At 68.4% G+C, this 25,196-nt stretch carries 22 protein-coding genes; 8 read left to right on the top strand and 14 right to left on the bottom strand.

Annotated elements, in window-relative coordinates; genetic code table 11:
* The first annotated feature begins 124 nt into the window (after positions 1 to 124).
* On the top strand, positions 125 to 643 hold the full coding sequence (locus AB4Y64_RS06185; RefSeq protein WP_441815562.1) for a lipocalin family protein: 519 nt from the start codon (positions 125 to 127) through the stop codon (positions 641 to 643).
* Between the two features lie 37 nt (positions 644 to 680).
* On the opposite strand, the gene AB4Y64_RS06180 is transcribed toward AB4Y64_RS06185, so the two are convergent.
* The 5 genes from AB4Y64_RS06180 to glyQ all read right to left on the bottom strand — a co-directional run bounded on the left by AB4Y64_RS06180 (position 681) and on the right by glyQ (position 9,967).
* On the bottom strand, positions 681 to 1,193 hold the full coding sequence (locus tag AB4Y64_RS06180) for a GNAT family N-acetyltransferase (protein ID WP_441815561.1): 513 nt from the start codon (positions 1,191 to 1,193) through the stop codon (positions 681 to 683).
* A 6-nt stretch (positions 1,194 to 1,199) separates the two neighbouring features.
* Complete coding sequence (locus AB4Y64_RS06175) at positions 1,200 to 5,096, bottom strand: translocation/assembly module TamB domain-containing protein (protein ID WP_441815560.1); 3,897 nt, start codon at positions 5,094 to 5,096, stop codon at positions 1,200 to 1,202.
* 10 nt (positions 5,097 to 5,106) lie between these two features.
* On the bottom strand, positions 5,107 to 6,894 hold the full coding sequence (locus AB4Y64_RS06170; RefSeq protein ID WP_441815559.1) for an autotransporter assembly complex protein TamA: 1,788 nt from the start codon (positions 6,892 to 6,894) through the stop codon (positions 5,107 to 5,109).
* 80 nt (positions 6,895 to 6,974) lie between these two features.
* Positions 6,975 to 9,041 (bottom strand): glycine--tRNA ligase subunit beta, encoded by a 2,067-nt coding sequence (gene glyS, locus AB4Y64_RS06165; RefSeq protein WP_441815558.1) that lies wholly within the window; start codon positions 9,039 to 9,041, stop codon positions 6,975 to 6,977.
* A 20-nt stretch (positions 9,042 to 9,061) separates the two neighbouring features.
* Entirely contained in the window at positions 9,062 to 9,967 is a 906-nt protein-coding gene (glyQ, locus tag AB4Y64_RS06160; protein ID WP_441815557.1) for a glycine--tRNA ligase subunit alpha, read from the bottom strand.
* 137 nt (positions 9,968 to 10,104) lie between these two features.
* Here glyQ and AB4Y64_RS06155 point away from each other — a divergent pair, with 137 nt between their 5' ends.
* Together AB4Y64_RS06155 and AB4Y64_RS06150 are read left to right on the top strand one after the other, a co-directional pair.
* On the top strand, positions 10,105 to 10,842 hold the full coding sequence (locus AB4Y64_RS06155; RefSeq protein ID WP_441815556.1) for a glutamine amidotransferase: 738 nt from the start codon (positions 10,105 to 10,107) through the stop codon (positions 10,840 to 10,842).
* Positions 10,843 to 10,909: 67 nt separating this feature from the next.
* A complete protein-coding gene (locus AB4Y64_RS06150) occupies positions 10,910 to 11,755 on the top strand; it encodes a BPSS1780 family membrane protein (RefSeq protein ID WP_441815555.1) in 846 nt (281 codons plus the stop codon).
* A gap of 46 nt (positions 11,756 to 11,801) precedes the next feature.
* Here AB4Y64_RS06150 and tatC read toward each other — a convergent pair whose 3' ends face one another.
* The 4 genes from tatC to AB4Y64_RS06130 all read right to left on the bottom strand — a co-directional run bounded on the left by tatC (position 11,802) and on the right by AB4Y64_RS06130 (position 14,370).
* Positions 11,802 to 12,584 carry a twin-arginine translocase subunit TatC gene (gene tatC, locus AB4Y64_RS06145; RefSeq protein ID WP_441815554.1) on the bottom strand — a complete coding sequence of 261 codons (783 nt, stop codon included), beginning with the start codon at positions 12,582 to 12,584 and terminating at the stop codon, positions 11,802 to 11,804.
* A 26-nt stretch (positions 12,585 to 12,610) separates the two neighbouring features.
* Positions 12,611 to 13,081, bottom strand: coding sequence for a Sec-independent protein translocase protein TatB (gene tatB / locus AB4Y64_RS06140; RefSeq protein ID WP_441815553.1), 471 nt, complete (start codon positions 13,079 to 13,081; stop codon positions 12,611 to 12,613).
* 36 nt (positions 13,082 to 13,117) lie between these two features.
* Entirely contained in the window at positions 13,118 to 13,357 is a 240-nt protein-coding gene (gene tatA / locus AB4Y64_RS06135; protein WP_441815552.1) for a Sec-independent protein translocase subunit TatA, read from the bottom strand.
* A gap of 110 nt (positions 13,358 to 13,467) precedes the next feature.
* Positions 13,468 to 14,370, bottom strand: a complete 903-nt coding sequence (locus AB4Y64_RS06130; protein ID WP_441815551.1) for a lipid-binding SYLF domain-containing protein — start codon at positions 14,368 to 14,370, stop codon at positions 13,468 to 13,470.
* Positions 14,371 to 14,565: 195 nt separating this feature from the next.
* On the opposite strand from AB4Y64_RS06130, the gene hemH reads away from it, so the two are divergent.
* A complete protein-coding gene (gene hemH, locus AB4Y64_RS06125; RefSeq protein ID WP_441815550.1) occupies positions 14,566 to 15,600 on the top strand; it encodes a ferrochelatase in 1,035 nt (344 codons plus the stop codon).
* Positions 15,600 to 16,472 carry an alpha/beta fold hydrolase gene (locus AB4Y64_RS06120; protein ID WP_441815549.1) on the top strand — a complete coding sequence of 291 codons (873 nt, stop codon included), beginning with the start codon at positions 15,600 to 15,602 and terminating at the stop codon, positions 16,470 to 16,472. Before hemH ends, AB4Y64_RS06120 begins: the two co-directional genes overlap by 1 nt.
* 108 nt (positions 16,473 to 16,580) lie before the next feature.
* Here AB4Y64_RS06120 and AB4Y64_RS06115 read toward each other — a convergent pair whose 3' ends face one another.
* The 3 genes from AB4Y64_RS06115 to ttcA all read right to left on the bottom strand — a co-directional run bounded on the left by AB4Y64_RS06115 (position 16,581) and on the right by ttcA (position 19,459).
* The gene (locus AB4Y64_RS06115) at positions 16,581 to 17,393 is read right to left on the bottom strand and encodes a M48 family metallopeptidase (protein ID WP_441815548.1); all 813 of its coding nucleotides are present in this window, start codon (positions 17,391 to 17,393) and stop codon (positions 16,581 to 16,583) included.
* 121 nt (positions 17,394 to 17,514) lie between these two features.
* Entirely contained in the window at positions 17,515 to 18,420 is a 906-nt protein-coding gene (locus tag AB4Y64_RS06110; protein WP_441815547.1) for a recombination-associated protein RdgC, read from the bottom strand.
* 133 nt (positions 18,421 to 18,553) lie between these two features.
* Positions 18,554 to 19,459, bottom strand: coding sequence for a tRNA 2-thiocytidine(32) synthetase TtcA (gene ttcA / locus AB4Y64_RS06105; RefSeq protein WP_441815546.1), 906 nt, complete (start codon positions 19,457 to 19,459; stop codon positions 18,554 to 18,556).
* A 129-nt stretch (positions 19,460 to 19,588) separates the two neighbouring features.
* Between ttcA and AB4Y64_RS06100 the strand changes: the two genes are divergently transcribed.
* Positions 19,589 to 19,798, top strand: a complete 210-nt coding sequence (locus AB4Y64_RS06100) for a YdcH family protein (protein ID WP_441815545.1) — start codon at positions 19,589 to 19,591, stop codon at positions 19,796 to 19,798.
* Positions 19,799 to 19,835: 37 nt separating this feature from the next.
* Here AB4Y64_RS06100 and plsB read toward each other — a convergent pair whose 3' ends face one another.
* Positions 19,836 to 22,700 (bottom strand): glycerol-3-phosphate 1-O-acyltransferase PlsB, encoded by a 2,865-nt coding sequence (plsB, locus tag AB4Y64_RS06095; protein WP_441815544.1) that lies wholly within the window; start codon positions 22,698 to 22,700, stop codon positions 19,836 to 19,838.
* Between the two features lie 26 nt (positions 22,701 to 22,726).
* Positions 22,727 to 23,644, bottom strand: coding sequence for a hypothetical protein (locus AB4Y64_RS06090; RefSeq protein WP_441815543.1), 918 nt, complete (start codon positions 23,642 to 23,644; stop codon positions 22,727 to 22,729).
* Positions 23,645 to 23,985: 341 nt separating this feature from the next.
* Here AB4Y64_RS06090 and AB4Y64_RS06085 point away from each other — a divergent pair, with 341 nt between their 5' ends.
* Together AB4Y64_RS06085 and AB4Y64_RS06080 are read left to right on the top strand one after the other, a co-directional pair.
* Positions 23,986 to 24,477: a Csu type fimbrial protein gene (locus AB4Y64_RS06085; RefSeq protein ID WP_441815542.1), complete on the top strand. Its 492-nt coding sequence runs from the start codon at positions 23,986 to 23,988 to the stop codon at positions 24,475 to 24,477.
* A complete protein-coding gene (locus AB4Y64_RS06080; protein WP_441815541.1) occupies positions 24,477 to 25,190 on the top strand; it encodes a fimbrial biogenesis chaperone in 714 nt (237 codons plus the stop codon). The genes AB4Y64_RS06085 and AB4Y64_RS06080 overlap by 1 nt, the downstream gene beginning before the upstream one ends.
* Positions 25,191 to 25,196: the final 6 nt, after the last annotated feature.

The raw sequence follows: 25,196 nt of genomic DNA, 5'->3' as shown, positions 1-25,196 counted from the left end.
CCCTGCAAGCTGAACCATTAAGGGACGTGTAGACCCGTTTTGCATTTCACGCACGGTCCGCTTACGCGCGGGCGGCGACCCTGCCAGTCCGGCAGCGTCAATGCCAACCGCGAGGAATGCGTCCATGACCCATGCGTCGACCCATACGTCCGAACCGTCCACCGCACCTGCAGTCGATCTGAGCCGCTATCTGGGCACGTGGTACGAGATCGCCCGCCTGCCCATGCGGTACGAGCCGGAGGACTACAGCAACATCACCGCGACCTACTCGTTGAACCCCGATGGCACGGTCAAGGTCGACAATCGCGCCGTCAATGGCAAAGGCGAGGGCGAGCAGTCGGTGGGTGAAGCGGTCGTGGTCGAAGGCAGCGGCAACGCGAAACTGGAAGTGAGCTTCATGCCCGACGGCCTGAAGTGGGTGCCCTTCACCAAGGGCGATTACTGGATCCTGCGCGTGGACGATGCGTATCGAACCGCGCTGGTCGGCTCCCCCGATCGCAAGTACCTGTGGCTGCTCGCGCGCGAACCCGCCTTGCCCGAAGCCGAGCAGCAGGACTTCCTGGCCACCGCACGCCAGCAGGGATTCGAACTCGACAAGCTGATCCGCACGCCGCAACGCGCAGCGCCGCATTACTCCCCTTGAGGGGAGGGCGGCGGATCGCCTCTCCCGACGCGCCGCTTCAGGCCTGGACGGCGTAGAGCTTCACCTGCTCGGCATCGGCGGTCAGCTGCACGGTGTCGCGGAAGTTGAAGCCAATGCGTTCGAGTACCTTGATCGAAGCGTTGTTGCCGGGCGCGACAATGGCCAGGAGCTGCGGCATCGCCAGCGTGCGCAGCGCGTGGTCGCGCACGGCCTGGCAGGCCTCCAGCGCATAACCCTGGCCCCAGTGCCGCGGCAGGAAGGCATAGCCGATGTCGGCGGCCGGCAGGGTGTCGCGGCGGATGATCCCGCACGTACCCACCGGGATGCGCGAGTCCTTGAGTTCGACCAGCCACAGGCCGTAGCCATTGCGCGCATAGCTGTCGCCTGGACCGGTGCGGATGTAGTTCACCGCGCTGGCCAGGTCGCTGACGCCGCGGTCACCGATGTTCTCCAGGAACGAGGGATCCGTCAGCAATTCGAGGATGAAAGGCGCATCGGATTCGTCGATCTCGCGAATGTTCAGTCGTGCGGTCTGCAGTACCTGGGCCATGCGTTCCTACTTCTCCTTTCGCCAGTTCAACGACGCCCGGTTCTCCAGCGTGCTTGATTCGATCTGCACGTCGAAACCCTTGCGCAGCAGGTATTTCAGCATCACCACCTGGCCGGTGCCAAGCAGCGACACGCCGTAGCCGACATACAGTCGCGGCGAGATGTGCTTGCCCACGCCGAGCACGCTGCCGCCCAGCGCGCGGCTGTCGCTCACACCGGCATCGTCCAGGCCGAGTTTGGCGCCGAGCTGCGAGGCGATCAGGCTGCCGCCGGCCGACAGCGCGGCGCTGGCAGCGTTGAGCTGCTTGCTCTCATCGCTGCTGGCGCTTGCCAGCGGCCGCCCCAGGGTCAGGTAGGCCAGGGCCTCGGACTGCGAGCTGGCCGGGTCCGACCACACCAGCGCAGTCGGCGCGCTGGCGCGGCCGCGGATGTCGACGCCGGCGGTGACATCGCCGACCACGCGCTCGGCGCGGATGTTGAGGATCGGGTCGGCAACCGGCCCGTTCGACCACGACAGTTCGCCACGGGTGATGTCGAGTTTCTGGCCATAGGCCTTGTACCGGCCCTGCACCTGCAGCTGGCCGCTGGCGGTCATCTCGCGCCCGGGGTGCGAGCGCACGCGCATCTTGCCGCCGAGGCTGCCGTCCAGGCCGAAACCGTTGAGGCGGACGTCGTCGCCCAGGGCCAGGGTCAGGTCGAGTTCGAGCGGCGTATCGCCGGTGTCCTCGGGGTCTTCCGGATCGAGCACCACCACGTCCGGCGACGCCGACACGCCCTGGTCGAGCCGCTCGAGGTCGATCTTGGCCGACGGCACGGTAACGGTGCCGGTGACCTGCAGCGGCTGCTTGGCGGCGTAGCGCACTTCGATGTCGGGACTGGCCACGGCATGCAGGTCGCGCGTGTCCGACACCAGCACGTTCTGCCCGCGCAGCGTCAGCGTCAGCGGCGCGTCCATGTTCTGCCAGTTCAGCGAGCCGTCGATGTTGAGGATGCCTTCGCCCGAGCGCACCTGGCCGTCGATGCGCGCGCTGCCGTCGGCGAGCGCGTTGAGACGCACGTCACCATCCTCCAGCACGATGGCCAGCGACGGCAGCTCGGTGGTGAACTGGGACAACCGCGCCTGGCCACCCAGCTGCGGGCGCGCGCGCGTGCCGGCCAGGCTGATCCGCGCATCGAGCCGGCCCTTGGGCTCGACGATGTCCGGTGAGAACAGCTCCATCCACACCAGTTCGTCGGTATTGACCGAGACCTCGCCGGCGATCGGCGCGAAGTCGTCCCAGCCGGTGGCGATGCGCGCATCGATGTGGCCGCCGCTGTTGAAGGCGGTGGACAGTTCGGCATGGATCCGTTTGGGATCGAAGGTCGCGTTGAGCACGAGGTTGTCGTAACTCAGCATCTCGCGCCGCGCACGCTCGCTGTTCTTCAGGCCGCCACCGGCCGAGCGCAGATTGAACTGGCCGCGCCAGGCATTGCCGAGTGGTCGCAGCTGGCCTTCGAACGAGACATCGCCGCGCAGCAGCCAGGGCCGGCGTTCCTCACGCTCGGGCAGGTACGGCACCAGCAGGCTCAGCGGCAGCGACTGGCCGCGCAGGTCCAGTCCGCGTCGCGGCCAGTCGGCATTCGCGCACAAAGAGCCGCCGCCGGTGGAGGTGAAGCAGCTGTTGCTCAGCGCGCCGTTGCGGCCGTCCCAGCGGAAGCGCGCGGCCTGCTGCAGGCGCCATGACGCGCCCTTGGCCGGCGTCAGCTGGAACGAGGCAAGCGCGCCTTCCCAGGTCGTGCCGCGCTTGAGCGCGTTGCCCGACAGCGTCAGCGTGCCGATATCGCCGCGTGCCTCGCCCTGCAGCTGCAGGGCTTCGACCGCGCCGCGCGCGTCGACCGTCAGCGACGACAGCGGCAGGCCGACGTCGAGACCGCTGGCGCGCACCGCGATCGCGCCGCTGCCGCGCTGCCACGGCAGCCGGCCTTTGGCGCTGAACGTGTCGGCGCGGTAATCGCCGTACTTCAGGCCGCTGCCGGTGAGGTCGGCGACCACATCCGGCGCGGTGCGCGGGCCGCTGAGCTTGAGCGTGCCGCGCAGCGTGCCGGCACCCTCAGGCAGAAGGTCGCTGAGCACGAGCGGGCTGAACTTCGCATCGATGTCGAGATTGCTGGCGACCTTCCCCTTCGCGTCGATGCGGCTTCCGCCGAGCGAGAGCGCAACATCGCCTTCGTAGGCGGTCTCGCCGCCGGCGGTGCCGGCGCCGTGCATGGCAAAGCGGCCTTGCCCCTTCAACGGACGGTTACGCAGGCGGCCGCCCAGGTCGGTGGCATCCGCGCCGATCTCGAGGCCGCCGTCGGCGCGCGTGCTGCCCCTGGTCGCCAGCTTGCCGTTGATCGAGCCCTTCCAGTCCGGCGCGAAGTAACCCGGGTCGAAACCGGCGAGTCGGGCATTGATGTCCCAACCCAGTGCCGGCGCCCAGGCGATGTCACCGCTGCCGTCGAGCGTACCGCTGGGCATCGTCGCCTTGAGCGTCTTGAGCGTCATGCGCTCGTCGTTGCCGCGGCCGTCGAACTGCACCACCGCCTTCTCGCCGTCGCGGGTGAGCGTGGCGTTGCCGATCGCCGCCCAAGCCTTGAGCGTGCCGGCGAAGCCGAGGTCGGCGTCGGCGCCGATCGTCGGCGACGCTTCGGCGCCGCCGCCAGCGGTCTGCGCGGTGCCCTTCTCGCCGCCCCAGCGCAGGTCGCGTGCGTTGATGGCGAAACGGAAGCTGGCGTTCTCCGCGTCCTTGAAATCGGCATGGCCGCGCAGCGTGGCGGTGCCGTCGAACACGCGCAGCGCCAGCGGCTGCACATCGAGCACCTGGTTCTCCAGGCGCACCTTCGATGGCAGCACCGTCGCCACCAGGTCGCCCTGGCGGAATTCGCCACGCAGGTTGGCGTTGCCGCCGACGCCATCGGCGCTGAAGCTGCCGATCACCAGCTGGTCGGTATCGGCCTTCTCGGCGCCGGTCACCAGGCCCAGGTCGAGGCCTTCGGCGTCGACCACCACGTTCCAGCGCGGATCTTCCTTGCCGCGCAGCACCAGGCTGGCGTGCAACGGCGCGGGGACATGGCCGGCAACGGCGACGTTCATCCGCGACAGGTCGCCGCGCGCAACCAGGCCGATGCGCGCCGGCGTGCGTCCGTCGGCGGCGGCGAGCAGGCCGCTCGCGGTGAGGCTAATGCGGTAGTCCTCGCGCGGGACGTAGTCGCCGTTGAGGTTGAAGCGACCGTAGTCGCTGTCCAGGTACAGGTGCTCGACGTGCAACTTGCCCTGCTGCGCGTCCAGTCCGGTGCGCAGCGTGCGCACGTTGATCAGCTTCTCGCCCTCCTGGGTCACCAGGAAGCGGTCGACGCGGACGTCATCGGCCTGCAGCTCCAGCGGCGGCGCGATCTCCGGCAGCACCTCCGGCCAGCGTGGAAGCTCGAAGGGCTCGTCGCTCTTGGGCAACTCCAGGTGCGCGTTGGCGATCTGCAGCGCGTCCAGTCGCAGGCGCTTGCGGATCAACGGCCGGATTGCAGGATCCAGGTGCACGCGGTCGGCGGTGAAGACGATGCGGTCGTAGGTGAAGCGCACGCCGTTCATGGTCAGCGGGCCCGACAGCGGGCCATCCACCGATCGCCACGACAGCGCTGCGTTCTCGGGCAAGCGCGCAACGATCTGCGCCAGCAGCAGGTCGCGGCCGCCGATGCTGGTCAGCAGCCAGTAGACGAACGCGGCCAGCAGCAGCGTCAACACGCCGGCGAGCAGGCTGCCGCGGATCGCCAGCCAGCGCAGCCGCGCGCGCCTGCGCTGGCGCAGCTCGGCGATGCGCTCCTCGTGCCGATCCGAAGGCAGTGGGGCGGGAGGGGTCTGGCTGGAGCCTTGTGGCGTCTTTTCGCTCATGCGTACCTCCTCACCAGTCCGCGCCGATGTTGAGGTAGATCTCGTAGTTCGAATCGGGATCCTTCAGGCCGTGCGCGATGTCGAAGCGCACAGGCCCCACCGGCGACTTCCAGCGTACGCCGAAGCCGACGCCGGTGTGTATGTCGGGCGTGTCGTCGAACGCATCGCCGGCATCGACGAAGCCCGCAGCGCCCCAGGTGTCGTTGAAATAGTGCTCGAACTCGACCGAACCGGTGAGCACGTTCTTCGCACCCAGCGCGTACTTCTTGCCGTCGCTGCCGATCGTGGTGGGCCCTACTTCACGATAGGCGTAGCCACGGATGCTGCGGTCGCCACCGGCGAAGAAGCGCAGGCTCGGCGGCATGTCGACCAGGGCATTGGTGAACGTGCCACCGGCTTCGCCGCGCACGATCAGGCGATTGAATGCGCCCATGCCGTGATACCAGCGCGCCACGCCCCAGGTCTGCAGGAAGTTGGCATCGGAGCCGACACCTTCAAGCCCGCCGCGAACCTCCACGGTGATGCCGATCGCCTTGCGCGGGAAGATCCGGTCATCGGCGTCGATGTAATCCGCGCGCAGCGACGGATACAGGAACGTCGCGCTGCGGTACTGCACCGGCGTGGAGGCGTCGCCATCGTCGTCGGCCACGTACGCCCAGCGCTCGCGCAGCGCATGGATCGAGGCGATCGCGTTGAGTCGGCGGCTGATCTGGCCGCTGCGGCTGGCGACCAGCTCGACCTTGCGCGTGTCGATGTAGTCGCTCTGCTCGTCGTAATACTGGGCACTGAAGGTGTACCAGCCATCGAGCCAGGCGAAGGCGGGGATGCGGTACTGCGCGGTCGCGGTCTTGCGCTCCTCGTTCCAGTCGATCTGCCCCAGGGCCTTGTGGCCGCGGTCGTTGACGTAGCGGCGCTCCATGCCCAGGCGCACGCCGGCGCCGCTGTCGGTGCCGTAGCTGACGCCGGCGGTGTAGACGGTGCGCTTGGCAGGCGTCAGCGTCACCAGCACCGGCACTTCGTTGTCGACCGCCTTGTCGGGGTCGGGCTCGATCTCGATGCTGGAGAAATAGTCCAGGCGCGCCAGCGACTCGCGGAAGCGGTCGAGCTTGCCCTGGTGGTAGTAGCTGCCCTGTTCCCAGTACACCAGGCGCTCGAGCAGGCTGTCGCGGATGATGTGCTGCGGCGTCTGCACGAACGTGATCGGGCCCATGTCGTAGCGGCCGCCGCTGGTCCAGACCAGGTCGATGTCGGCGGCATGCTCGGCGCGCGTGACCTCGACGCGGCGCGAAGAGAAGTCGGCGTCGAAGTAGCCGCGCTCGGCCAGGCGCCGGGTGATCTTGGTCTTGCTGGCTTCGTACTGCGCGTGATCGAAGATGTCGCCCTTCTGCGGGCGGAACACCGACAGGTCTTCCTTCAGGTAACGGTCCTCGCTGCCCTCGCCGATGATGGCGATATCGGCGCGGCGCACGCGCACCGGCTCGTCCAGGGACACGGTGACGATCACTTTGGTGGCGTCACCGCTGCCCTCGCGCGTGACCTCGATCTTCGGCGAGTAATAGCCGAACGGCTCCAGCGCCTCGCGCGTTTCGTCGTCGGCCTCGCGGACCAGGTAACCCAGGCGGCGCCCCGACAGGTCCTTGTCGATTGCCTGCACCAGCGACAGCGCGCCGCGCACGTTCAGCGTCTTCGCTTCATCGAGGCCGCGAATGTCCACGGCCGTGACCTTCGCCGCCTGGGCGGTGCCGGCTGCGGCGATCGTCAACACGGCGGTGGCCAACAGACGGTACGGGGGGCGCATCAATGCAGGATAACCGGGCTTCATCCGTCAGCCAGTGAACAATCCGTGATAAGTCCGCGGCGGTCCGGCCGCGGCTGCGGTCACATCGACAGGTGTTCGATCGCGGCGACGCTGCCGAGGCGATCGGACAGGCGCTTGAGCAGTGCGAGCCGGTTGTTGCGGATGCGCTCGTCGTCGACGTTCACCATCACGCCATCGAAGAATGCATCGACCTGCGGACGCAGCCGCGCCAGGCGGCCGAGCACGGCCACGTAATCGCGCTGGTCGAGCAGCGGGCCGGTGTCGGCCACGGCGCTGTCGACGGCTTCGCCGAGCTCGCGCTCGGCCGGCTCGAGGTACAGGGCTGGGTCGATGGCGTCGGGCACCGCGCCTTCGACCTTGCGCAGGATGTTGCGGATGCGCTTGTTGGCCGCGGCCAGTGCTTCGGCCTCGGGCAACTTGGCGAACTCGCCGATCGCGTTGAGGCGGCGGTCGAAGTCGGGCAGCGAATCGTGGACGACATTCTCGACCGCGTCGAACTGCGTGCCCGCCACGCCGCGGTCGGCGTAGTAGCCGCGCAGGCGGTCATAGACGAACGAGGTGATGTCGTAGCTGCCGATGTCCTTGGTGGCCGCCGGCTGCAGCGACAGCGCGCGCTCGACGAGATCGTGCAGGACCACGTCATGGCCGCCTTCCAGCAGCGTGCGCGCCAGGCCCAGCGCGTTGCGGCGCAGCGCGAACGGGTCCTTGTTGCCTGTGGGCTTCAGGCCTGCGGCGAAACCGCCGGCCAGCGTGTCCAGGCGCTCGGCGATCGCGAGCACCTGGCCCAGCGGGCTCGGCGCGATCGCATCGCCGGCGAAGCGCGGCATGTAGGCCTCGTCGATGGCGTTCGCCACTTCCAGCGGCTGGTTCTCGACCGCGGCGTAGTAGCGGCCGGCGATGCCCTGCAGTTCCGGGAACTCGCCGACCAGGCGCGATTGCAGGTCAGCCTTGGCCAGCAACGCAGCCTCGCGCGCCTGCTGCGGGTCGACGCCGACCTGCGCCGCCACCATCTCGGCCAGCGTCGCCACACGCGCGACCTTGTCGGCGATGGAGCCGAGCTTGTCCTGGTACTTCACCGTCTTCAGGCCGTCGTTCATCGCCGTCAGGCCCTGCTTCATGTCCTCGACGAAGAAGAACTTCGCGTCGGAGAAGCGCGGCCGGATCACGCGCTCGTAGCCCTTGCGGACTTCGCTTTCGTCGCGCGACTCGATGTTGGCGATGCCGATGAAGTGCTCGCTGAGCTTGCCTTCGGCGTCGAGCACCGGGAAGAACTTCTGGTTGGTTTCCATTGTTGCGATCAGCGCTTCCTGCGGCACCGCCAGGAACTGCCGCTCGAAGCTGCACGACACCGCCTTGGGCCACTCGGTGAGGCCGTTGACCTCCTCGAGGATGCCGCTGTCGATGCGCGCGCTGCCGCCGGCCGCGGTCGCGGCGGCGTTCACCTCCAGCACGATGCGCTCGCGGCGCTCGTCCGGATCGGCCAGCACCTTGGCGCCGCGCAGGAACTCGACATAGTCATTGGGCGTGCTGAACCACACCGGCTTGTCGTGCATGAAGCGGTGGCCGCGGCTCATGCGGTCGCTGGTCACGCCGAAGATCTGCGCGTCGACGACATCCTTGCCGTGCAGCACCACCAGCCAGTGCACCGGGCGGGCGAAACCGTAGTCGTGATCGCTCCAGCGCATCGGCTTGGGGATCGGCATCGCCGCGACGGCTTCGCGCAGGATTTCCGGCAGCAGCTCGGTGGTGCGCGCGCCCGGCTTCACCGCGCGGTGCACGAAGCGTTCGCCCTTGGCGTCGCTGGTCCTCTCGAGCGCGGTCCACTCGATGCCGGCCTTGGCGGCGAACCCGTGCAGGGCCTTGGTCGGCTGGCCATCGGCGTCCAGCGCGATGTTCAGGTACGGCCCGAGCACCTCGGATTTCTGCTCCGGCTGTTCGTCGGCGACACCGGGCAGCAGCACGGCCAGGCGGCGCGGCGTGTACAGCGGCTTGGCCTCGCCACGCGCGAAGGCGACGCCGCGCTTGCGCAGGCCATCGATCACGCCATCGAAGAATGCCTGGGCCAGGCCGGGCAGCGCCTTGACGGGAAGTTCTTCGGTACCCAGTTCGATCAGCAGCGGTTTCATGTCGTCACTTTTCTCTTGAATCACGCAGCCGGCGTCTTCTTCAGCACCGGAAAGCCCAGTTTCTCGCGCTGCGCGTAATAGGCCTCGGCCACGCCCTGGGCGATGCGGCGCACGCGCAGGATGTAGCGCTGGCGCTCGGTCACGCTGATCGCGCGACGTGCATCGAGCAGGTTGAAGCTGTGGCTGGCCTTGCAGACCTGGTCATAGGCCGGCAACGGCAGGCCCAGTTCGATCAGCTTCAGCGCCTCGGCCTCGCAGGCGTCGAAGCGGTGGAAGAGCTCCGCGACGTCGGCATGCTCGAAGTTGTAGGCGCTCTGCTCGACTTCGTTCTGGTGGTAGACGTCGCCGTAGGTCACCGGCGTGCCGTCCGGTCCGTGTGTCCAGACCAGGTCGAAGACGTTGTCGACGTTCTGCAGGTACATGCACAGGCGCTCGAGACCGTAGGTGATCTCGCCCAGCACCGGTCGGCACTCCATGCCGCCGGCCTGCTGGAAGTAGGTGAACTGGGTCACCTCCATGCCGTTGAGCCAGACTTCCCAGCCCAGGCCCCAGGCGCCGAGCGTCGGCGATTCCCAGTTGTCCTCGACCAGGCGCAGGTCATGCACCAGCGGGTCCACGCCGAGCGCCTTGAGCGAATCGAAGTACAGCTCGACGATGTTGTCGGGGCTGGGCTTCATCGCCACCTGGTACTGGTAGTAGCGCTGCAGGCGGTTGGGGTTCTCGCCGTAGCGGCCGTCGGTGGGTCGGCGGCACGGCTGCACGTAGGCCGCGTTCCACGGCTCCGGGCCCAGCGAGCGCAGGAAGGTGGCCGGGTGGAAGGTGCCGGCGCCGACCTCCAGGTCGAGCGGCTGGATCAGCACGCAGCCCTGGTCCGCCCAGAAGGCGTTCAGACGCAGGATGAGTTCCTGGAAGGTAGGTGCGGCCATGGTTCCCGATTGGCGTGCTGCAAAGCGCGCTAGTATAGCCACGGGCCTTGATGCCGCTGGATTTTTTGCCCTTCCGGGTTGTGCAGAGCCTTGCCGCCGGAAGTCGTTTCACCCTTCACTCTGCAGTCCCCAGTACCGTGACCCATCGCCACAAGCGGCCTTTCCTGATCGTCGAAACCGGCCAGCCCGTCGCCTCGATGCGCCGCCATCGCGGCTTTCCCCACTGGATTCGCGTCGCCGCCGGCCTGGAGGCCGACGAAGCGGTCGTGGTCAATGTCGAGGACGGCCAGGCGCTGCCGGGCCGGGAAGGGTTCGCCGGCACGATCATCACCGGTTCCGCGGCGATGGTGACCGAGCGCCGCGACTGGAGCGAACGCAGCGCGGTCTGGTTGCGCGAGGCCGCGCAGGCCGGGATGCCGCTGTTTGGCATCTGCTATGGCCATCAATTGCTGGCGCATGCGCTGGGCGGCGAGGTTGGCGACAACCCGGCCGGCCGCGAGATGGGCACGATCGGGCTGCAATTGCACCCGCACGCCGAGCACGATCCGCTGTTTGCCGGCCTGCCGCCGCAGTTCGCGGCCCAGGCCACGCACCTGCAGACCGTGCTGCGCGCGCCTGAAGGCGCGACCGTGCTGGCGCGTTCGTCGCAGGACGATTGCCATGCCTTCCGCTGGGGCGAGCGCACCTGGGGCGTACAGTTCCACCCGGAATTCAGCGCCACGCACATGCGCGGCTACGTCCAGGCCAGGCAGGATGCGCTGCATCGCGAAGGTCGCTGCGCCAAGGCGCTGGCCCGCGACATCAGCGCAACGCCGCACGCACGGCGGGTGCTGCGCCGGTTCGTCCGGCACGCCCGCAACCTGCACGAACATTGAGCCGGCGGTCCTTGCGACCGCCACGGCGAACACAACACCACCTTTGAAAGACGGAATGGGGACAGCGATGACGCAGATTCGCAAAGTGCCGGCGAGTGCCGGTGCGGAATGGTTGCTTGGCGGATTCGCTCTGCTGCGCAAGGCGCCGATGGCGCTGGGCCTACTCGGCCTGATCTGGGGCGGCCTGTCGGCACTGGCCTCGGAAACCGGGCAACTGTGGCTGAGTTTCCTGATCGCGGTGCTGGGACCGATCCTGTTTGGCGGCGTGATCCATGCCGCACGCGAAGTCGACCTGGGCCGCAGCGCGCAGCCGATGCACCTGCTCAAGGGCCTGCAATCAGGCAAGTTGCCGCGCCTGCTGGCGATGCTGCTGCCGCAGCTGGCGGCCTTGCTGGTGCTGGCGTTGCTGCTGATGGTGATGATCGGCGGCGAGCAGCTGCAGCACATTGCCCAGGTGATCCATCAGATGCAGACCAACCCCGACCCGGAGCTGGCCAAGACGCTGCCGGCGGGCCGCATTTTCGGCTGGCTGGTGCTGGCGCTGGTGGTCGGCGTGGTCGCGGGCTTTTTCACGTTCATCGCCATCCCTGACGTGATGTTCACCGAGCGTGGTGCGTTCGCGGCGATGTCGATCAGTTTCCGTGCCTGCCTGCGCAACCTGGGTGCGCTGGTGGTGATGATGCTGCTGGTGTTCATCGCGATGTTCGCGATGAGCATCGTCGCCAACATCCTGATCGCGCTGCTGGCCTTCGCGATCGGCCAGCAGGCGGCGTTCTTCATCGGCCAGTTGCTGCTGATGGCGGTGCTGTTGCCGGTGATGGGCGGGACGATTTACTACGCTTGGCGCGGCATGCTCGGCGAGGCTCAGCCGGCCGTGCCGGTGGCGACGGCGGCAGGTGGCATCGAGGTTTGACGCCGATAAAAAAGCCCCGCCGAAGCGGGGCTTTTCTTTTGCGGCCTCAGGCCTCGCTTTCGGCCTTCTGCGGCACCAGCCAGCGCGCCGCCACGATCCCGACCTCGTAGAGCAGGCACATCGGGATGGCCAGCATCAGTTGCGAGACCACGTCGGGCGGGGTGATCACCGCGGCGATCACGAACACGCCGACCACCGCGTAGCCGCGAGAATCCTTCAGCTGCTGCGGCGTGACCCAGCCCAGCAGCACCAGGATCACCAGCGCCACCGGCAGCTCGAAGCTGGCGCCGAAGGCCAGGAAGATCACCAGGACGAAATCGAGGTACTTGCCGATGTCGGGCATCATCGCCACCACGTCCGGCGTGAACCTGGCCAGGAAGCCGAACACCGTCGGCAGCACCAGGAAGAACGCGAACGCGCAGCCGAGGTAGAACAGCGCCACCGCCGATACCAGCAGCGGCACGGCCAGGCGCTTCTCGCGCTGGTACAGGCCCGGCGCGACGAAGGCCCAGGCCTGGTACAGCAGCCAGGGCATCGCCAGCAGCAATGCGGCGAAGAAGGCCAGCTTGATCGGCACGAAGAAACCGCCGGCCGGGTCGTTGGCGACCAGTTGCCCCGACGCCGGCAGGTTCGCCAGCAGCGGGGCGGCGAGCAGGCCATAGATGTCGGCGGCAAATGGCATCAAGGCCAGGAACACGACGAGCAGGCCAACCACCGCACGCAACAGGCGTGCGCGCAGTTCGATCAGATGGTCGATCAGGCGCGGCTCGATGCCGGCGTCACTGTCGGAGCCAGCGTCGGCGTGCGGGTGTGCGGGGTCGTGGTTCATGGGGGCGCGATTCATGGGAGCGCGGATCATTTGCGCTCGGTCGCGTCGGCGGCCGGGGTCGGGCCATGCGGCTCGACGGCCGCCGTGCTGCCTTCGACATCAACGGCCGGCTCGGACGAAACCGGGGCCTCGGCGTTCTCGGCATTCTCGGCGGTATCGCTGCCCGTGGCTGGCGAGCGCAACTCGGCGTCGATCTCGTCGACGCCGCGGCGCAGGGCGTCGCCCTCGCGCTGGATGCGGTTGCGCGCTTCATCGAAGCCGGACTTGATCTCGTCGTGGGCCTCGCGCAGCGACTGCTCGGTGTCGCGCAGGTTGCGCTTGAGCTCCTCGGCGGCCAGCTCGTGTTCGAGCTCGGACTTCACCGAGTGCCACTGCGCACGCGCGCGCCTCACCCACAGTCCGGCGAAGCGCGCCGCCTTGGGCAGGCGCTCCGGGCCCAGCACCAGCAGGGCGACGATCGCGATGACGAACAGCTCGGAAAAGCCGATATCGAACATGGCCGGCTACCGACGCAGGTCAGGACACACGCCGCGTCAGCGCGGCGTGCGGTCGTCTTGCTTGGTGTTGGCCGTATCGCTGGACTGCTGTCCGGCGTCGCGCGAATCGTCGCGCAGCTGCGCCGCCGGCTTGTCGTCGTCGTCGCGCATGCCCTTCTTGAAGCCCTTCACGGCCTCGCCGAGGTCCTTGCCGACGTTGCCCAGGCGCTTGGTGCCAAACACCAGCACCACGATCACCAGCACGATCAGCCAGTGCCAAAGACTCAAACCGCCCATGAGATTGTCCGCAGGAAATGGATGCTCAGGATACCCCAGCGCCGTTGCCGGCGCTGTTGTTCCGGTGTGCGAAGTCCCGCCTGATCAGCCTGATCAGCGCGGCGACCCGTTCAGGGCAGCGGTTCGGCCTTGACCGGGCTCTCGACCGTCTCGAACTGGCTGGGCTTGGCCTGCGCCGGACCGGCCTGCTGGATCGGCGCGGTGGTGGCGGCAGGAGTGACCGGTGCGGCCGGTGCGGCTGCGCGCGGCGCCGGCGCCGGCGCGCCGCTGCGGGCGCGTTCGTCGGCGCTGGCGTTGCTGCGGGCGGTGCGCGCGATCGAGCTGGCCTCCTCCAGGCGGTCGCGGAAATCGACCACCGCCGTCGACGGCTGGCCGTTCGCGCGGCCTTCGAAGATCATCCGCGGCGTCGTGTCGTTGCCGTAGACGGCCTCGTTGGCGGCGTCGTCGATCGACAGCACGGCGCCATCGAGGGCGATGCCGGCGAACAGGCCGCGGGCGCGCGACCACGACCAGATCTCGGCCTTGAGTTGGCCGTCGGTGGCGGTGGAGGCATTGCGGCCGACCGGACCGGCGGCGACGCCGGCATCGGCGCCAAGGGTGACCTTGCCGTTGACGATGTTGTCCAGGCCGCGGTCGCTGCGGAACACCAGCACGATGTCGGCCGACTGCACGCCGGCCTGGAAGCCGATGCTGCCGCCGGTGAGCTTGACGAAGCTGGGGTTGGACCAGGTGCCGTCGGGGTTCTTCACCGACAGCAGGCCATGGCCGCGACGGCCGCCCAGGACCAGGCCGACCTTGAGCGAATCGGGCACCACGACAATGCCGCGGGCTTCATCGAGCAGCTTGTCGGGAATGCCGGACTCGGGAATCTGCTGGATCTGCGTGAGCACGCGAACCGCGTCGACGGCGCGCTGGTCCTCGGTCGGGCCAGCCACCGCGGTGACCGCGAGGCTAAGGCTGAGCATCAGGACAGCAAGGCGCGGCAGGCGGTGGGACGGCAGACGGCGGGACATGGCGGACTCCAGGGGATATTTGGATTCGACCGCCAAAACGGCAGTCGGTTCAGGCTAGTTAAGCGGCGATGAATCCTCACCCAATCAGCGAAAACTGCAAGCGACCCAAACGGGCGTGCGTCGCATAAGCTGAAAGATCCCGCCGGGTCGCGGCGCGTATGCCCATCCGCAGGTGCAGCTGTCATCCTATGCGCCATGCAAGCCCCCGCCAGCATTGCCGCCACCGGCGAATCCAAAGCCACTGACACCCGCCAGGCCGCCGACACCGCCGTGGTCCTGGTCAACCTGGGCACGCCCGACGCGGCCACGCCCGCAGCGGTGCGCCGCTACCTGGCCGAATTCCTCTCCGATCGCCGCGTCGTCTCGCTGCCGCGCGCGCTGTGGCTGCCGCTGCTGCACCTGGTGATCCTGCCGCTGCGCGCGAAGGTGGTGTCGCGCAAGTACGCCAGCATCTGGGTCGCCGGCGATGACGGTGGATCGCCACTGGCGGTGTACACGCGCAGGCTGGCCAGGGCGCTGCAGGACGAACTCCCGCACCTGCGCGTGATCGATGCCATGCGTTACGGCACGCCGTCGCTTGCCTCGCGCCTGCGCCAGCTGCGCGCCGAAGGCGTGCGCCGCGCCGTGGTGCTGCCGCTGTACCCGCAATACTCCACCACGACGACGGCCTCGGTCGGTGACGTCCTGGCGGGCGCCGAGGATGGGCCGCAGACGCGCCTGATCGACGACTACCACCTCGATCCGGGCTGGGTCGAAACCGTGGCTGCCTCGATTCGCGACTACCGCTCCAGGCACGGCAGTGGCGAGCACCTGCTGTTCTCGTTCCACGGCTTGCCGCAGCGGCTGGTCGATGCCGGCGATCCGTACGCCGACCAGTGCCAGGCCAGCGCGCGCGCGATCGCCCGGTGCCTGGGCCTTGCCGATGACGCCTGGACGCTGAGCTACCAGTCGCGCTTCGGCCGGGACCGCTGGCTTGAACCCAGCACGCAGGGCACCTTGCGCGCACTGGCCGGACGTGGCGTGCGCAAGGTCGACGTGGTCGCCCCGGGCTTTCCGGTCGACTGCATCGAGACGCTGGAAGAAGTGGCGATGATGCTGGCGGAGGATTTCGCCGCGCATGCCGGCGACGCAGGTGCCACGCTGCGTTACATCCCGTGCCTCAACGACAGTCGCGCGCATGCGCGCGTGCTGGCCGCCCTCGCAAACCATCGCCTCGAGACCTGGCACTGATGCCCGTACACCCGCTGCACGAATTCGTACTCGATACCCCGCTGGGCCGCATCGCCGGACTGCGCGGTGGCCAGGCCGGCGCGCCGCGCGTGCTGGCCCTGCACGGCTGGCTGGACAATGCCGCCAGCTTCGTGCCGCTGGCCGCGCATCTGCACGGTATCGAGCTGGTCGCGCCGGACCTGCCCGGCCACGGCGCCAGCGCGCACCTGGCGCCAGGTGCGGATTATTCGTTCGCCGCCGCCGTGAACGCCGTGCTCGATGTCGCCGACGCGCTGGGCTGGGATCGCTTTTCCCTGCTGGGCCACTCGATGGGCGCGGGCATCTCCAGCCTCGTTGCCGCGGCGTGCCCGGAGCGCGTCGAACGCCTGGTTGCGATCGAAGCGCTTGGGGCCCTGGCCGAGCAGCCCGAGCGTACGGTGGCGCGCCTGCGCGAGGCGGTCGCGGCGATGCGCGCGCTGCCCGGGAAGTCGTTGCGGGTGTTTCCCGATCCGATGGTTGCGGTGCGCGCGCGCATGGCGGCCGGCGCGCAGGTCGGCAGCCGCCTCAGCGAGTCGGCTGCACGCTTGCTGGTTGAACGCGGCGTGGCGCCGGTCGAGGGTGGTTTTGTCTGGTCGAGCGATCCGCGCCTGACGCTGCCATCGATGCAGCGCTTGACCGAGCCGCAGATCCGCGACCTGGTCGCCGGCATCGAATGCCCGACGCGGGTGATCTTCGCCAATCCGGCCCAGTCGTACCTGCCCGACGCGCTTCGGCGCGAGCGGGCGGGCCTGTTGCCCCATGGCGAGCTGGTGGTGCTGGAAGGTGGGCACCATCTGCACATGGAGGATCCGGCGCTGGTGGCGGCCACGATCGGCGATTTCCTGACGGGCTAGCCCATCACCGTCATCCCGGCGAACGCCGACGCTCCGGCAATTCACTGCCCGGTCTTCGTTTGAAAAGCCGTCATTCCCGCGAAGGCGGGAACCCAGGGACGTTGCCGGCTACGCCGCCGTCTTCCCGCACAGCGCGCGCAGCGTCGCCTTCAGGCGACGGCCTTCGCCGTGGAAATACTCGCGTTCCTCGCGCCAGTGCGGGCAGCGGGCTTCGACTTCGCGCCAGAACGAGCGCGAGTGGTCGGCGTGGATGAGGTGACACAGTTCGTGCACCACCACGTATTCGAATGCGCTCGGGCGCGCCAGCACCAGCGACAGGTCCAGCGCCATCGAGCCGTCCGGCGCCAGCGAGCCCCATTGCGACGACATCATCTTGAACGTCACCCGTCGCGGCGCCCGCGGCAGTGACGGCAGGTAGCGCGGCAACCAGCGGCCGACGTCGGTGCGCGCCTGCCCTTCATAGAAGTCGCGCGCGGCACGACGGATCGCGACCTCGCCGGCACGGTCGGGCAGGGTGAACAGAAGTGCGGGCTCGGCGCTGGCAGTGTCGGCTTCCAGGCGGGTGAAGCGGCCTGGCTGCCATTGCAGCGGAAGCATCGCACCGCGCAGCGGAAGTTCGGCGGTGAGGTCGCGTTCGAGCGGCGGCACGCCGTCGATGCCGTAGCGGTCGAGCTGTACGCCCAACCATTGCCGGTGTTCGTCGACGAAGCGCTCGGCGGCGGCAATGCTGCAGCGCGTGGGCATCGTCAGCCGCGCGCCGCGCTCGTCCACCGACAGCTTGAGCCGGCGCGCGCGAGGGTCGCGCACGCGCTGCAGGACGATGGTGCGGCCATCGTCCAGCTCGACGTCGAGCGCTTCACGCTCGATCGTGCGTGGCTTCGGCGCGAGCAGGCGACCGAACATTCGAAACTGGGAAGGCATGGCGGACGGCTCGGTGGGAGTGCGAACACGTGGCACGAGACCGATCATACGTGCTTGCGCCTGCTCCTGGTTTCGCCGCGATGACAGCTGTAGTGCGCCCCGTTGTCAGAGTTGTGCGCGGTCAGAGTTCGGCGCGTGACAGCTTGAGCGCGGCTTCGAGCACCGTGAACAGGCGCTTGAACTCGCCGGCCATCAGCACGAAGCGTGCGTCGAGCTCGGCACGCAGGTCTTCGCGCTCGGTCGACTCGAGGCCGTCGACGGCGCCATCGAGCAGCTTGAACTTGCGCACCACCAGGTCCTCGCCGAGCACGAACGACACGTGGTCATCCAGGGTCAGGGCCAGGCGCGTGACCTGCTTGCCCGATTCCAGGTGCTTGGCGATCTCGTCGCTCTGCAGTTCCATGCGCTGCACCTTGACCACCGCGCCCTGGTCGATCGGGTCGCGCAGCTCGCATTCATCGCCCAGCGACAGGCCCTCGGGCATCTCCTCGCCCGCGACCCAGCCGGTCAGCACCGTGCGCGGCGCGATCTCGGCATTGAGCGGCAGCGCCGGGAAACTGCCCAGGGCGCGGCGGATCTCGCTGACCACGTTCTCGCCGCTCTTGCGGCTGGAGGTGTCGACGGCGACCACGCCGTGGCCCATGTCGATCAGGGCGTCGGTGCGGCTGGGCTTCACAAACGCGCGCGGCAGCAGGTCGGTGATCAGCTCGTCCTTGATGCGCTTGCGGGTGCGGCCGCCGGGCTTGCGGCCTTCCTTCTGCTCGATCTCGGCCAGCTTCTTGGCGAGCATGTCGTTGACGACCGAGCCGGGCAGGATCTTGTCCTCGCCGCCGACCGCGAGCCAGGTGGCATCGCCGCGGGTGTGGGAAAGCTCGTCGTCGCCGCGGCCGAACGGGGAGATGAAGCCACGGCTGGACAGTTCCAGCGGGCCGACCGGCTTGAGCAGGCATTCGCCCAGGCCGGTATTGAGTTCATCGAGCTTGGTGGTGGTGGGGAAGCGGAACAGCGTCAGGTTGCGGAAGAACATCTGGATTCCTGGAGAAATGATTGGCCGTCATTCCCGCGAAGGCGGGAGGCCATGGACGTTCGCGCTTGATGGGCGAAGCAACGTCCTTGGGTTCCCGCCTTCGCGGGAACGACGGTGAGTGTCGTGCGATGCATCAAGTCTGGCTGTCTTCGTCGCGTGCCGGCTCCCCTGCCAGCCACGCGTGGGCATCCGGCAACGGCGCATCGCCATGTCGGCCGAGTGCAAGGAAGTCGAACAGGTTCGGGTCTGACAGCTTCGACGGGCGGACGTCGCCGAGTGCGCGGGCGATGGATTCGATCCGTCCCGGGGTCTCGCGCTCCCAGGCATCCATCATCCGCTTTACCTGCTTGCGCTGCAGGTTTTCCTGCGAACCGCACAGGTTGCACGGAATGATCGGGAACTGCCTGGCCTCGGCGTAGGCGGCGATGTCATCCTCGCGCACGTAGGCGAGGGGGCGGATCACCACGTGCCGGCCGTCGTCGGACAGCAGCTTGGGCGGCATGCCACCGAGCTTGGCGTGGAAGAACAGGTTCAGGAAGAACGTCGATACCAGATCGTCACGATGATGGCCCAGCGCGATCTTGGTGAAGCCGTGCTCGGCCGCGTACGCATACAGCGCGCCACGGCGCAGGCGCGAGCACAGCGAGCACAGGGTCTTGCCTTCGGGCACCACGCGGGTGACCACCGAGTAGGTGTCCTGCTCGAGGATCCGGTAGTCCACCCCGATCGATTCGAGGTAGCCGGGCAACACGTGTTCGGGGAAATCCGGCTGCTTCTGGTCGAGGTTGACGGCGACCAGCTCGAACTTCACCGGCGCCCTGGCCTGCAGCTGCCGCAGGATGTCGAGCATCGTGTAGCTGTCCTTGCCGCCCGACAGGCACACCATGACCTTGTCGCCGTCCTCGATCATGCCGAAGTCGGCGATCGCGCGGCCCACCTGGTGGCGCAGGCGCTTGGCCAGCTTGTTGTTCTCGTGCGCGCGGCGCTGGACGGCGCGCACGTGGGGCGCAGGTTCGAGAAGGGGCAGGACGGTGCTCATCGGACCGCCATTCTACCGGGCAGGGATTCTGGCCGGACACCGATCTGGCGGCCGGCGGTTCGATGGGTACAGATCCTGCTGGCGGTGACGGCGGTGACGCCTGCAACGCGGCCGCGTTAAGCTTCGCCGATGATCGAAAGCGACGATCCCGCCGTCCTCGCGCGCCAGCTGGCCGAGCTGCGTCTGGAGCACCGCGACCTCGACGTGGCGATCGAGCGCCTGGCGCGCGAACCCGACGCCGACGAGCTCACCGTCAAGCGCCTGAAAAAGCGCAAGCTGTGGTTGAAGGACTGCATCTCGCGGATCGAGAGCGCACTGATTCCCGACGAACCGGCCTGAAGGCCGCGGCACCAGCGGTGCCTGCGGCAACCCTGGCTCAGCTTGCCGGTGTCGCCGGCTCGACCGGGGCGGCCTTGGCCGTCTCCGGGCTGATCTTCTCGATGGTGTGACGCAACTCGCGGCCGAGGATGACCTTGGCGTCCTTTGCCCAGGCGTCCAGCCGCGCGTCGAACGCCAGCTTGCCGTTCCCGTCCGGCCACACCAGCTTCATCTCGCGCAGCTTCTGGATGAAGCCGCGGAACAGGGTCTTGTCGAAGAACTCCGGCGCCGCCGGTGCGTACAGCAACGACAACCGCTGCGCCGCCAGCTGGCACATGCTTTCCAGCTCGGACGCGGTGAGCGTGCCGGCGCCGTTCTTCACCAGCACCGAAATGGCGATGTAGTAGCGCTCGAATGCCTGCTGCAGCGAATGGCCGATCGCACGCAGGCGGAACACCTCGTCGGTCTGGCCGGCGTTGCGGGCGAGGATGCCGCCTTCTTCCTCGTTGATGCGCTCGAGCAGGCCTTCGCGGATGAACACCTCGATGGTGTCCGACAGGCGCTGCGCGAACTGCTCCTCGCTCCACGGCAGGAACAGCTCGGCCTGCAGGAACGGATAGACGTTGCGGCCCAGGCGCAGCACGCCGGCCTGGCTCATGCGGCGGTTGTTCTGGAAGCAGCAGGCGATCCACGACGCCGCGGTGAACAGATGCAGCACGTTGTTGCGGAAGTAGCTCAGCAGCACCGCGTTGTCGCCGCTGACGCCGAGCACGTCGCCGAGCGGGTGCGCGGTCCGGCTGAGGACGTTGATCTCCTCGCCGTGGGCCACGATCTCCTGCGGCGAGTGCGGCGTGACGGTGACGCGGTCGGAGTACGGCAGCGTCGCCAGCAGGGTCTTGCTCAAGGTGATCTGCGCCAGCAGGTCGGCTTCGCCCATCGCGTGCTTGGGCGTCGACAGCAGGGCCAGGGCCAGCAGGTTGATCGGGTTGACGTCGGCGGCGCGGTTGACGTTGACCTGGATGTGTTCGGCCAGCGCATCGACGGCGCCTGACAGCCACGCCGGCTTTTCCTCGTCGCCGACAGGCGCGCCATCCCAGTCCGGCGCATGCTCGGCGAGCACGTCGTTGAGGCGGATCGGTTCGCCGAAATTCACCACGACCTGGCCGTAATTGCTGCGCAGCACCTTGGGGATGCCCCACAGCAGCGCCCAGATCGATTCCTTCTCTTTCGGCTTGCCCGAGAGCTCGTCGAGGTAGCTGTTGCCTTCCATCAGCTTTTCGTAGCCGATGTAGACCGGCTGGAACAGCACCGGGCGCGTGGGCTGGCGCAGGTACGCGCGCAGCGTCATCGCCACCATGCCGCCCTTGGGCTGCAGCAGCCGGCCGGTGCGCGAGCGGCCGCCTTCGACGAAGTACTCGATCGAATAGCCACCCGACACCAGCTGGGCCACGTACTCGCCCAGCACCGCCGAATACAGCGCGCTGCCGCGGATGCTGCGGCGGATGAAGAACGCGCCGCCCTTGCGCAGCAGGGTGCCGACGACGGGCAGGTTGAGGTTGATGCCGGCCACGATGTGCGGCGGCACGATGCCGCGCGTGTACAGCAGGTAGCTCAGCAGCAGGTAGTCCATGTGGCTGCGGTGGCAGGGCACGTAGACCACTTCGTGGCCGGGCGCGTCTTCCTTGAGCTGGTCGAGGTGGTGCACCAGCACGCCGCGGTAGATGCGGTTCCACACCGGCGCCAGCAGGAAGCTGACCGAACGCACCACCGGGTGCGAGTAATCGGCGGCGATCTCGTAGGCGTAGGTGTGTGCTTTCTTCCAGGCGTCGGCGAGCTTGGAATTGTCGCGACGCGCCTGGTCGGCGATGGCGTCGCGGACCGTGGCCGAGGTCAGCACCTGGTCCACCAGCAGGCGCCGGGTCGACAGGTCCGGGCCGATCACGGCCGCGCGGATGCGACGGAAGTGCGCGCGCAGCACGCGCGACAGCTTGCGCACCGTGCGCTCGGCCGGCAGGCCTTCGTCGACGATGGCGCGCAGGCCGATCGGCGGGGCGAAGCGCACCAGGGTGTCGCGGCCGTTGAGGGCGATGGCCAGCAGGCGGCGGAAGCGGCCGACCAGGGTCCAGTTTTCCGAGAACAGCACCGAGAACCAGCCGCTGTTCTTGTCCGGCGCGCGGCCGACGAAGATCGACACCGGCACCAGCTGCACGTCCAGGGTGGGGTCGTTGCGGTGCGCGTCGAGCAGGCGCGCCAGAGAACTGGAGTGGCTCTTGGTGGTCGGCTCGGCGGTGCCGGCCAGGGCCTGCAGCTGCGCAAGGGTGTTGACGTTGCGGCGCGACAGCGCGAGGTAGGCGCGCTTTCTCCGCAGCGGATCGCCGGGCAGCGGCTGCAGCGGCGAGGGCAGTCCGGATTCGCGGCAGGCGCGTTCCAGGATCAGCGCGTTGCTCAGGCCGTAGTCCTCGAGCACGTAGCAGACCGGGCGGCCGCTCCATTCCTCGGGGATCTCGGCGGTCGGGTTGCGCGGCTCGATGGTCAGCTGCACCCACGGCGCCATCATCCGGCCGAGCAGCTTGGCCCACCATGGGCGGCGCGGTGCGCCCGATGGGCGACGGCGCTCGGGACGGACGGTCGAGCCGGCGGGCTGGGCCACGGCCGGCATTGGCAGTTCCGGCTGGGCCGGATCGGGCTCGGGCTGCGGCTGCGTGTCCGGCTCGGGCGATGTCCCGGCAGCCCCGTCGGCGATGGCTTCGGGCGCGGCCTCGGGCGTGGCCTCGGGCGCGTTCCCCGGCGCGTGCTCGGGCACAGTTTCGGGCGCGGTTTCGGGCACAGTTTCGGACCCGGCGGTCGGGCTGGCGGCGGTGGCCGGCGCGTCCTTGGCCGGTTCCGGGAATGGCAGGGGAGTCTGATTCGGCATCGCGGGCATTATGCCTATCGCGGTCGAAAGCGCGTTCAGCGGTTCGGCTTGGCCGCCGGGTCCATGGCCGCCGGGGCGGCCGCAGGTGCCGACGCAGGTGCCGCCTCGGTCTCGGCATGGCGCAGTGCATCGCTGAGATACCAGTGGCCATCGCGGCGCTCGACCGCCAGCTGCGCCCGGATCTTCTGCCCGGCCAGCGTGTAGTCCAGGGCGACGCGGGCGTGGTCCCCGTCGCGCTCGATCAGGGTCGCCCTGGCGCTGCCCAGGTCAGCGTCGACATCGAGGCCGTAGGTGGCCAGGACCTGTTTGAAGCGGCCGAAGAACGGGCCAAAACGCTCCAGGCTGCGCTGCATGCCCAGCTGGCGGAACCTGTCCGGGCCGCCGGCCAGGCCGGTCTGGCGCGCCGCCGCGACCAGTTGCGGGATTGCCCGGCGCGCACGCTGCGGGTCGCCCAGGGGCGCCTTCTGGCCCCAGCGGCTGACCGCGGCGACGAGTTGCGCGTAATGGGCGCGCTCGTCGGTGCTGTAGTCGCCTTCCTTGTGCAGGTACTGGGTCGCGAACAGGCCCAGGGTCGACGCCGCCGAGCGCAATTCGGCGCCGGCACCGGAGAACTGGCGGTTGTAGGTGGCCAGCAGGTGCTGCTCGGCGCCCGGCTCGGCCAGCGCGGTGATGAAGGCCGGCAGGCGGTCGTCGAGCGGCAGCTCGGTCAACGGCCAGCGCGTGCGGCCCTCGTTCCAGGCCAGGTCCAGGCGCGCGTACAGCGCCGGCGGAACGGAATGGCGGGCGTAGGTGGCGAAGTCGTTGCCGCGGAGGTCCGCGATCAACTGCTCGACCGCCTGGGCCGGCTCGGTCGGGGTGGGCGCGGCCGCCGGCGCAGGCGCGCGCTCGCAACCGGCCCCGGCCACCGCGGCAACCAGGAGCAGCGCGGCGGTGGCGCGTTGGATCAATGGCATGCGGTGCGGTTCCCCTGTCGCTGGGTCCGAATCTTGGCCGTGGGCCGGGTCGGCGGCAAGCCGACACCGTCGCGAAACGGTGCTCCGCCGGGATTCCGCCGGAAATTTCCCCGTTCAGAAATACAGGTGACACAACGTGACAGCGATTGTCACCTTTGGACCTTTAGGACAAAAGTGTGATGGAAATCTCGTTCAGCTTTGTCAAATCTGGCGGACTTAACGCTCGTTTCACGTCCTGAAACCGGTTTTGCGACGGTTGGCACACTTCCTGCTTTCTACGAATAACCCGGCATTTCCGCCGGCACGTCAAAGCGCAGATCGCGCCCCCGGAGAATCTGGAAATGAACCTGCTCAAGTCGTCGCTGCTCGCAGTTGCCCTCCTCGCCACCGCCCCGATGGCGATGGCCGGTACCGCCACCGCTTCCATGAACGTCACCCTGACGCTCAACAACAGCTGCACCGTTGCCGCCAATGCGCTGAACTTCAACACGCAGACGACGCTGGCTGCCGCCGTTGACGCGCAGACCACGCTGACCGTCACCTGCGTCTCGGCCGGTCCGTACACCGTCTCGCTGGGTGCTGGCGGCGGCACGGGTGCCACCTTCGCTTCCCGCAAGATGACCGGTCCGTCCGCGAACACCGTCAACTACTCGCTGTACGCTGAAACCGGCCGCACCAACGTCATCGGCGACGGCACCAGCGGCAACGTCACCCTGGCCGGCAGCGCCTCGGGCGTCACCACGTTCGATGTCTACGGTCGCGTGTTCGGTTCGCAGAACCCGAAGCCGGCTGGCGTCTACACCGACACCGTCACTGCTACCGTCTCGTTCTGATGAACCTGCGCCTCCCACTTGCGGCGTTCGTGGCCCTCACCCTGATGGGTGGGGTCGCGCATGCCCGCGGCCAGTTGCAAGCCCGACAGACCAGTGTCGACATGGCGCCCGGTGTTCGCGGTGGCCGGTTGCTGCTGGGCAACGGCGGCGACAGCCCGGTGGCGGCGCAGATCCGTGTATATGCGTGGACGCAGGACGGTGACCAGGATGTCCTGGAACCCAGCAACGATCTGACTGTCAGCCCGCCGGTGGTGGAAATCGCCGGTGGCGCAGACCAGCTGATCCGTCTCGTCCGCAACGCAGAGGCAGCGCCCCGGCAGGAATTGGCTTACCGGGTCGTCGTCGATGAGTTGCCCGGCGATCCCACCGCCTCGACCCAGAGTGCGGTGAACGTCCGGATGCGCTATCTCATTCCTGTGTTCGTCCGCGTTGCCGATCCGGCACCGGTCGCCCTCAAGTGCCGTCTGGAAGCCGCAGTGCTGGCCTGTTCCAACTCGGGCGGTGTCGCTGCCCAGTTGGGCGCAAGCCGCCTGCTGTCGGCCGACGGAAAGAGTCTGGAACTGACCCCTGGCCTCATGGGCTACGTACTGGCGGGCAGCTCCCGGCGCTTCACGCTTGAAAGCGACAAGCTCGGGTCCGGTCAAGTATGGAAGACGCTCGAGGTCCGGCTGAACGGTCAGCCGGCAAGCATTGAACTGTCGTCCGGGCGTTAGGAACCA

The sequence above is a fragment of the Lysobacter sp. TAF61 genome, from assembly GCF_052113485.1.
Lineage (GTDB): Bacteria > Pseudomonadota > Gammaproteobacteria > Xanthomonadales > Xanthomonadaceae > Lysobacter_J.
The sequence above is the reverse complement of the archived record's forward strand: the minus strand, read 5'-3'. Positions and strand labels throughout refer to the sequence as shown.

Excerpts from the sequence above, each read along its gene's own strand:
- glyS (WP_441815558.1), bottom strand. The coding sequence starts at position 9,041 with ATGAAACCGCTGCTGATCGAACTGGGTACCGAAGAACTTCCCGTCAAG.
- AB4Y64_RS06130 (WP_441815551.1), bottom strand. The coding sequence starts at position 14,370 with ATGTCCCGCCGTCTGCCGTCCCACCGCCTGCCGCGCCTTGCTGTCCTG.
- AB4Y64_RS06175 (WP_441815560.1), bottom strand. The coding sequence starts at position 5,096 with ATGAGCGAAAAGACGCCACAAGGCTCCAGCCAGACCCCTCCCGCCCCA.
- AB4Y64_RS06170 (WP_441815559.1), bottom strand. The coding sequence starts at position 6,894 with ATGCGCCCCCCGTACCGTCTGTTGGCCACCGCCGTGTTGACGATCGCC.
- tatA (WP_441815552.1), bottom strand. The coding sequence starts at position 13,357 with ATGGGCGGTTTGAGTCTTTGGCACTGGCTGATCGTGCTGGTGATCGTG.
- plsB (WP_441815544.1), bottom strand. The coding sequence starts at position 22,700 with ATGCCCGCGATGCCGAATCAGACTCCCCTGCCATTCCCGGAACCGGCC.
- ttcA (WP_441815546.1), bottom strand. The coding sequence starts at position 19,459 with ATGAGCACCGTCCTGCCCCTTCTCGAACCTGCGCCCCACGTGCGCGCC.
- AB4Y64_RS06080 (WP_441815541.1), top strand. The coding sequence starts at position 24,477 with ATGAACCTGCGCCTCCCACTTGCGGCGTTCGTGGCCCTCACCCTGATG.
- hemH (WP_441815550.1), top strand. The coding sequence starts at position 14,566 with ATGCAAGCCCCCGCCAGCATTGCCGCCACCGGCGAATCCAAAGCCACT.
- AB4Y64_RS06120 (WP_441815549.1), top strand. The coding sequence starts at position 15,600 with ATGCCCGTACACCCGCTGCACGAATTCGTACTCGATACCCCGCTGGGC.
- AB4Y64_RS06090 (WP_441815543.1), bottom strand. The coding sequence starts at position 23,644 with ATGCCATTGATCCAACGCGCCACCGCCGCGCTGCTCCTGGTTGCCGCG.
- AB4Y64_RS06180 (WP_441815561.1), bottom strand. The coding sequence starts at position 1,193 with ATGGCCCAGGTACTGCAGACCGCACGACTGAACATTCGCGAGATCGAC.
- AB4Y64_RS06150 (WP_441815555.1), top strand. The coding sequence starts at position 10,910 with ATGACGCAGATTCGCAAAGTGCCGGCGAGTGCCGGTGCGGAATGGTTG.
- AB4Y64_RS06110 (WP_441815547.1), bottom strand. The coding sequence starts at position 18,420 with ATGTTCTTCCGCAACCTGACGCTGTTCCGCTTCCCCACCACCACCAAG.
- tatB (WP_441815553.1), bottom strand. The coding sequence starts at position 13,081 with ATGTTCGATATCGGCTTTTCCGAGCTGTTCGTCATCGCGATCGTCGCC.
- AB4Y64_RS06185 (WP_441815562.1), top strand. The coding sequence starts at position 125 with ATGACCCATGCGTCGACCCATACGTCCGAACCGTCCACCGCACCTGCA.
- AB4Y64_RS06085 (WP_441815542.1), top strand. The coding sequence starts at position 23,986 with ATGAACCTGCTCAAGTCGTCGCTGCTCGCAGTTGCCCTCCTCGCCACC.
- AB4Y64_RS06115 (WP_441815548.1), bottom strand. The coding sequence starts at position 17,393 with ATGCCTTCCCAGTTTCGAATGTTCGGTCGCCTGCTCGCGCCGAAGCCA.
- AB4Y64_RS06100 (WP_441815545.1), top strand. The coding sequence starts at position 19,589 with ATGATCGAAAGCGACGATCCCGCCGTCCTCGCGCGCCAGCTGGCCGAG.
- tatC (WP_441815554.1), bottom strand. The coding sequence starts at position 12,584 with ATGAACCACGACCCCGCACACCCGCACGCCGACGCTGGCTCCGACAGT.
- glyQ (WP_441815557.1), bottom strand. The coding sequence starts at position 9,967 with ATGGCCGCACCTACCTTCCAGGAACTCATCCTGCGTCTGAACGCCTTC.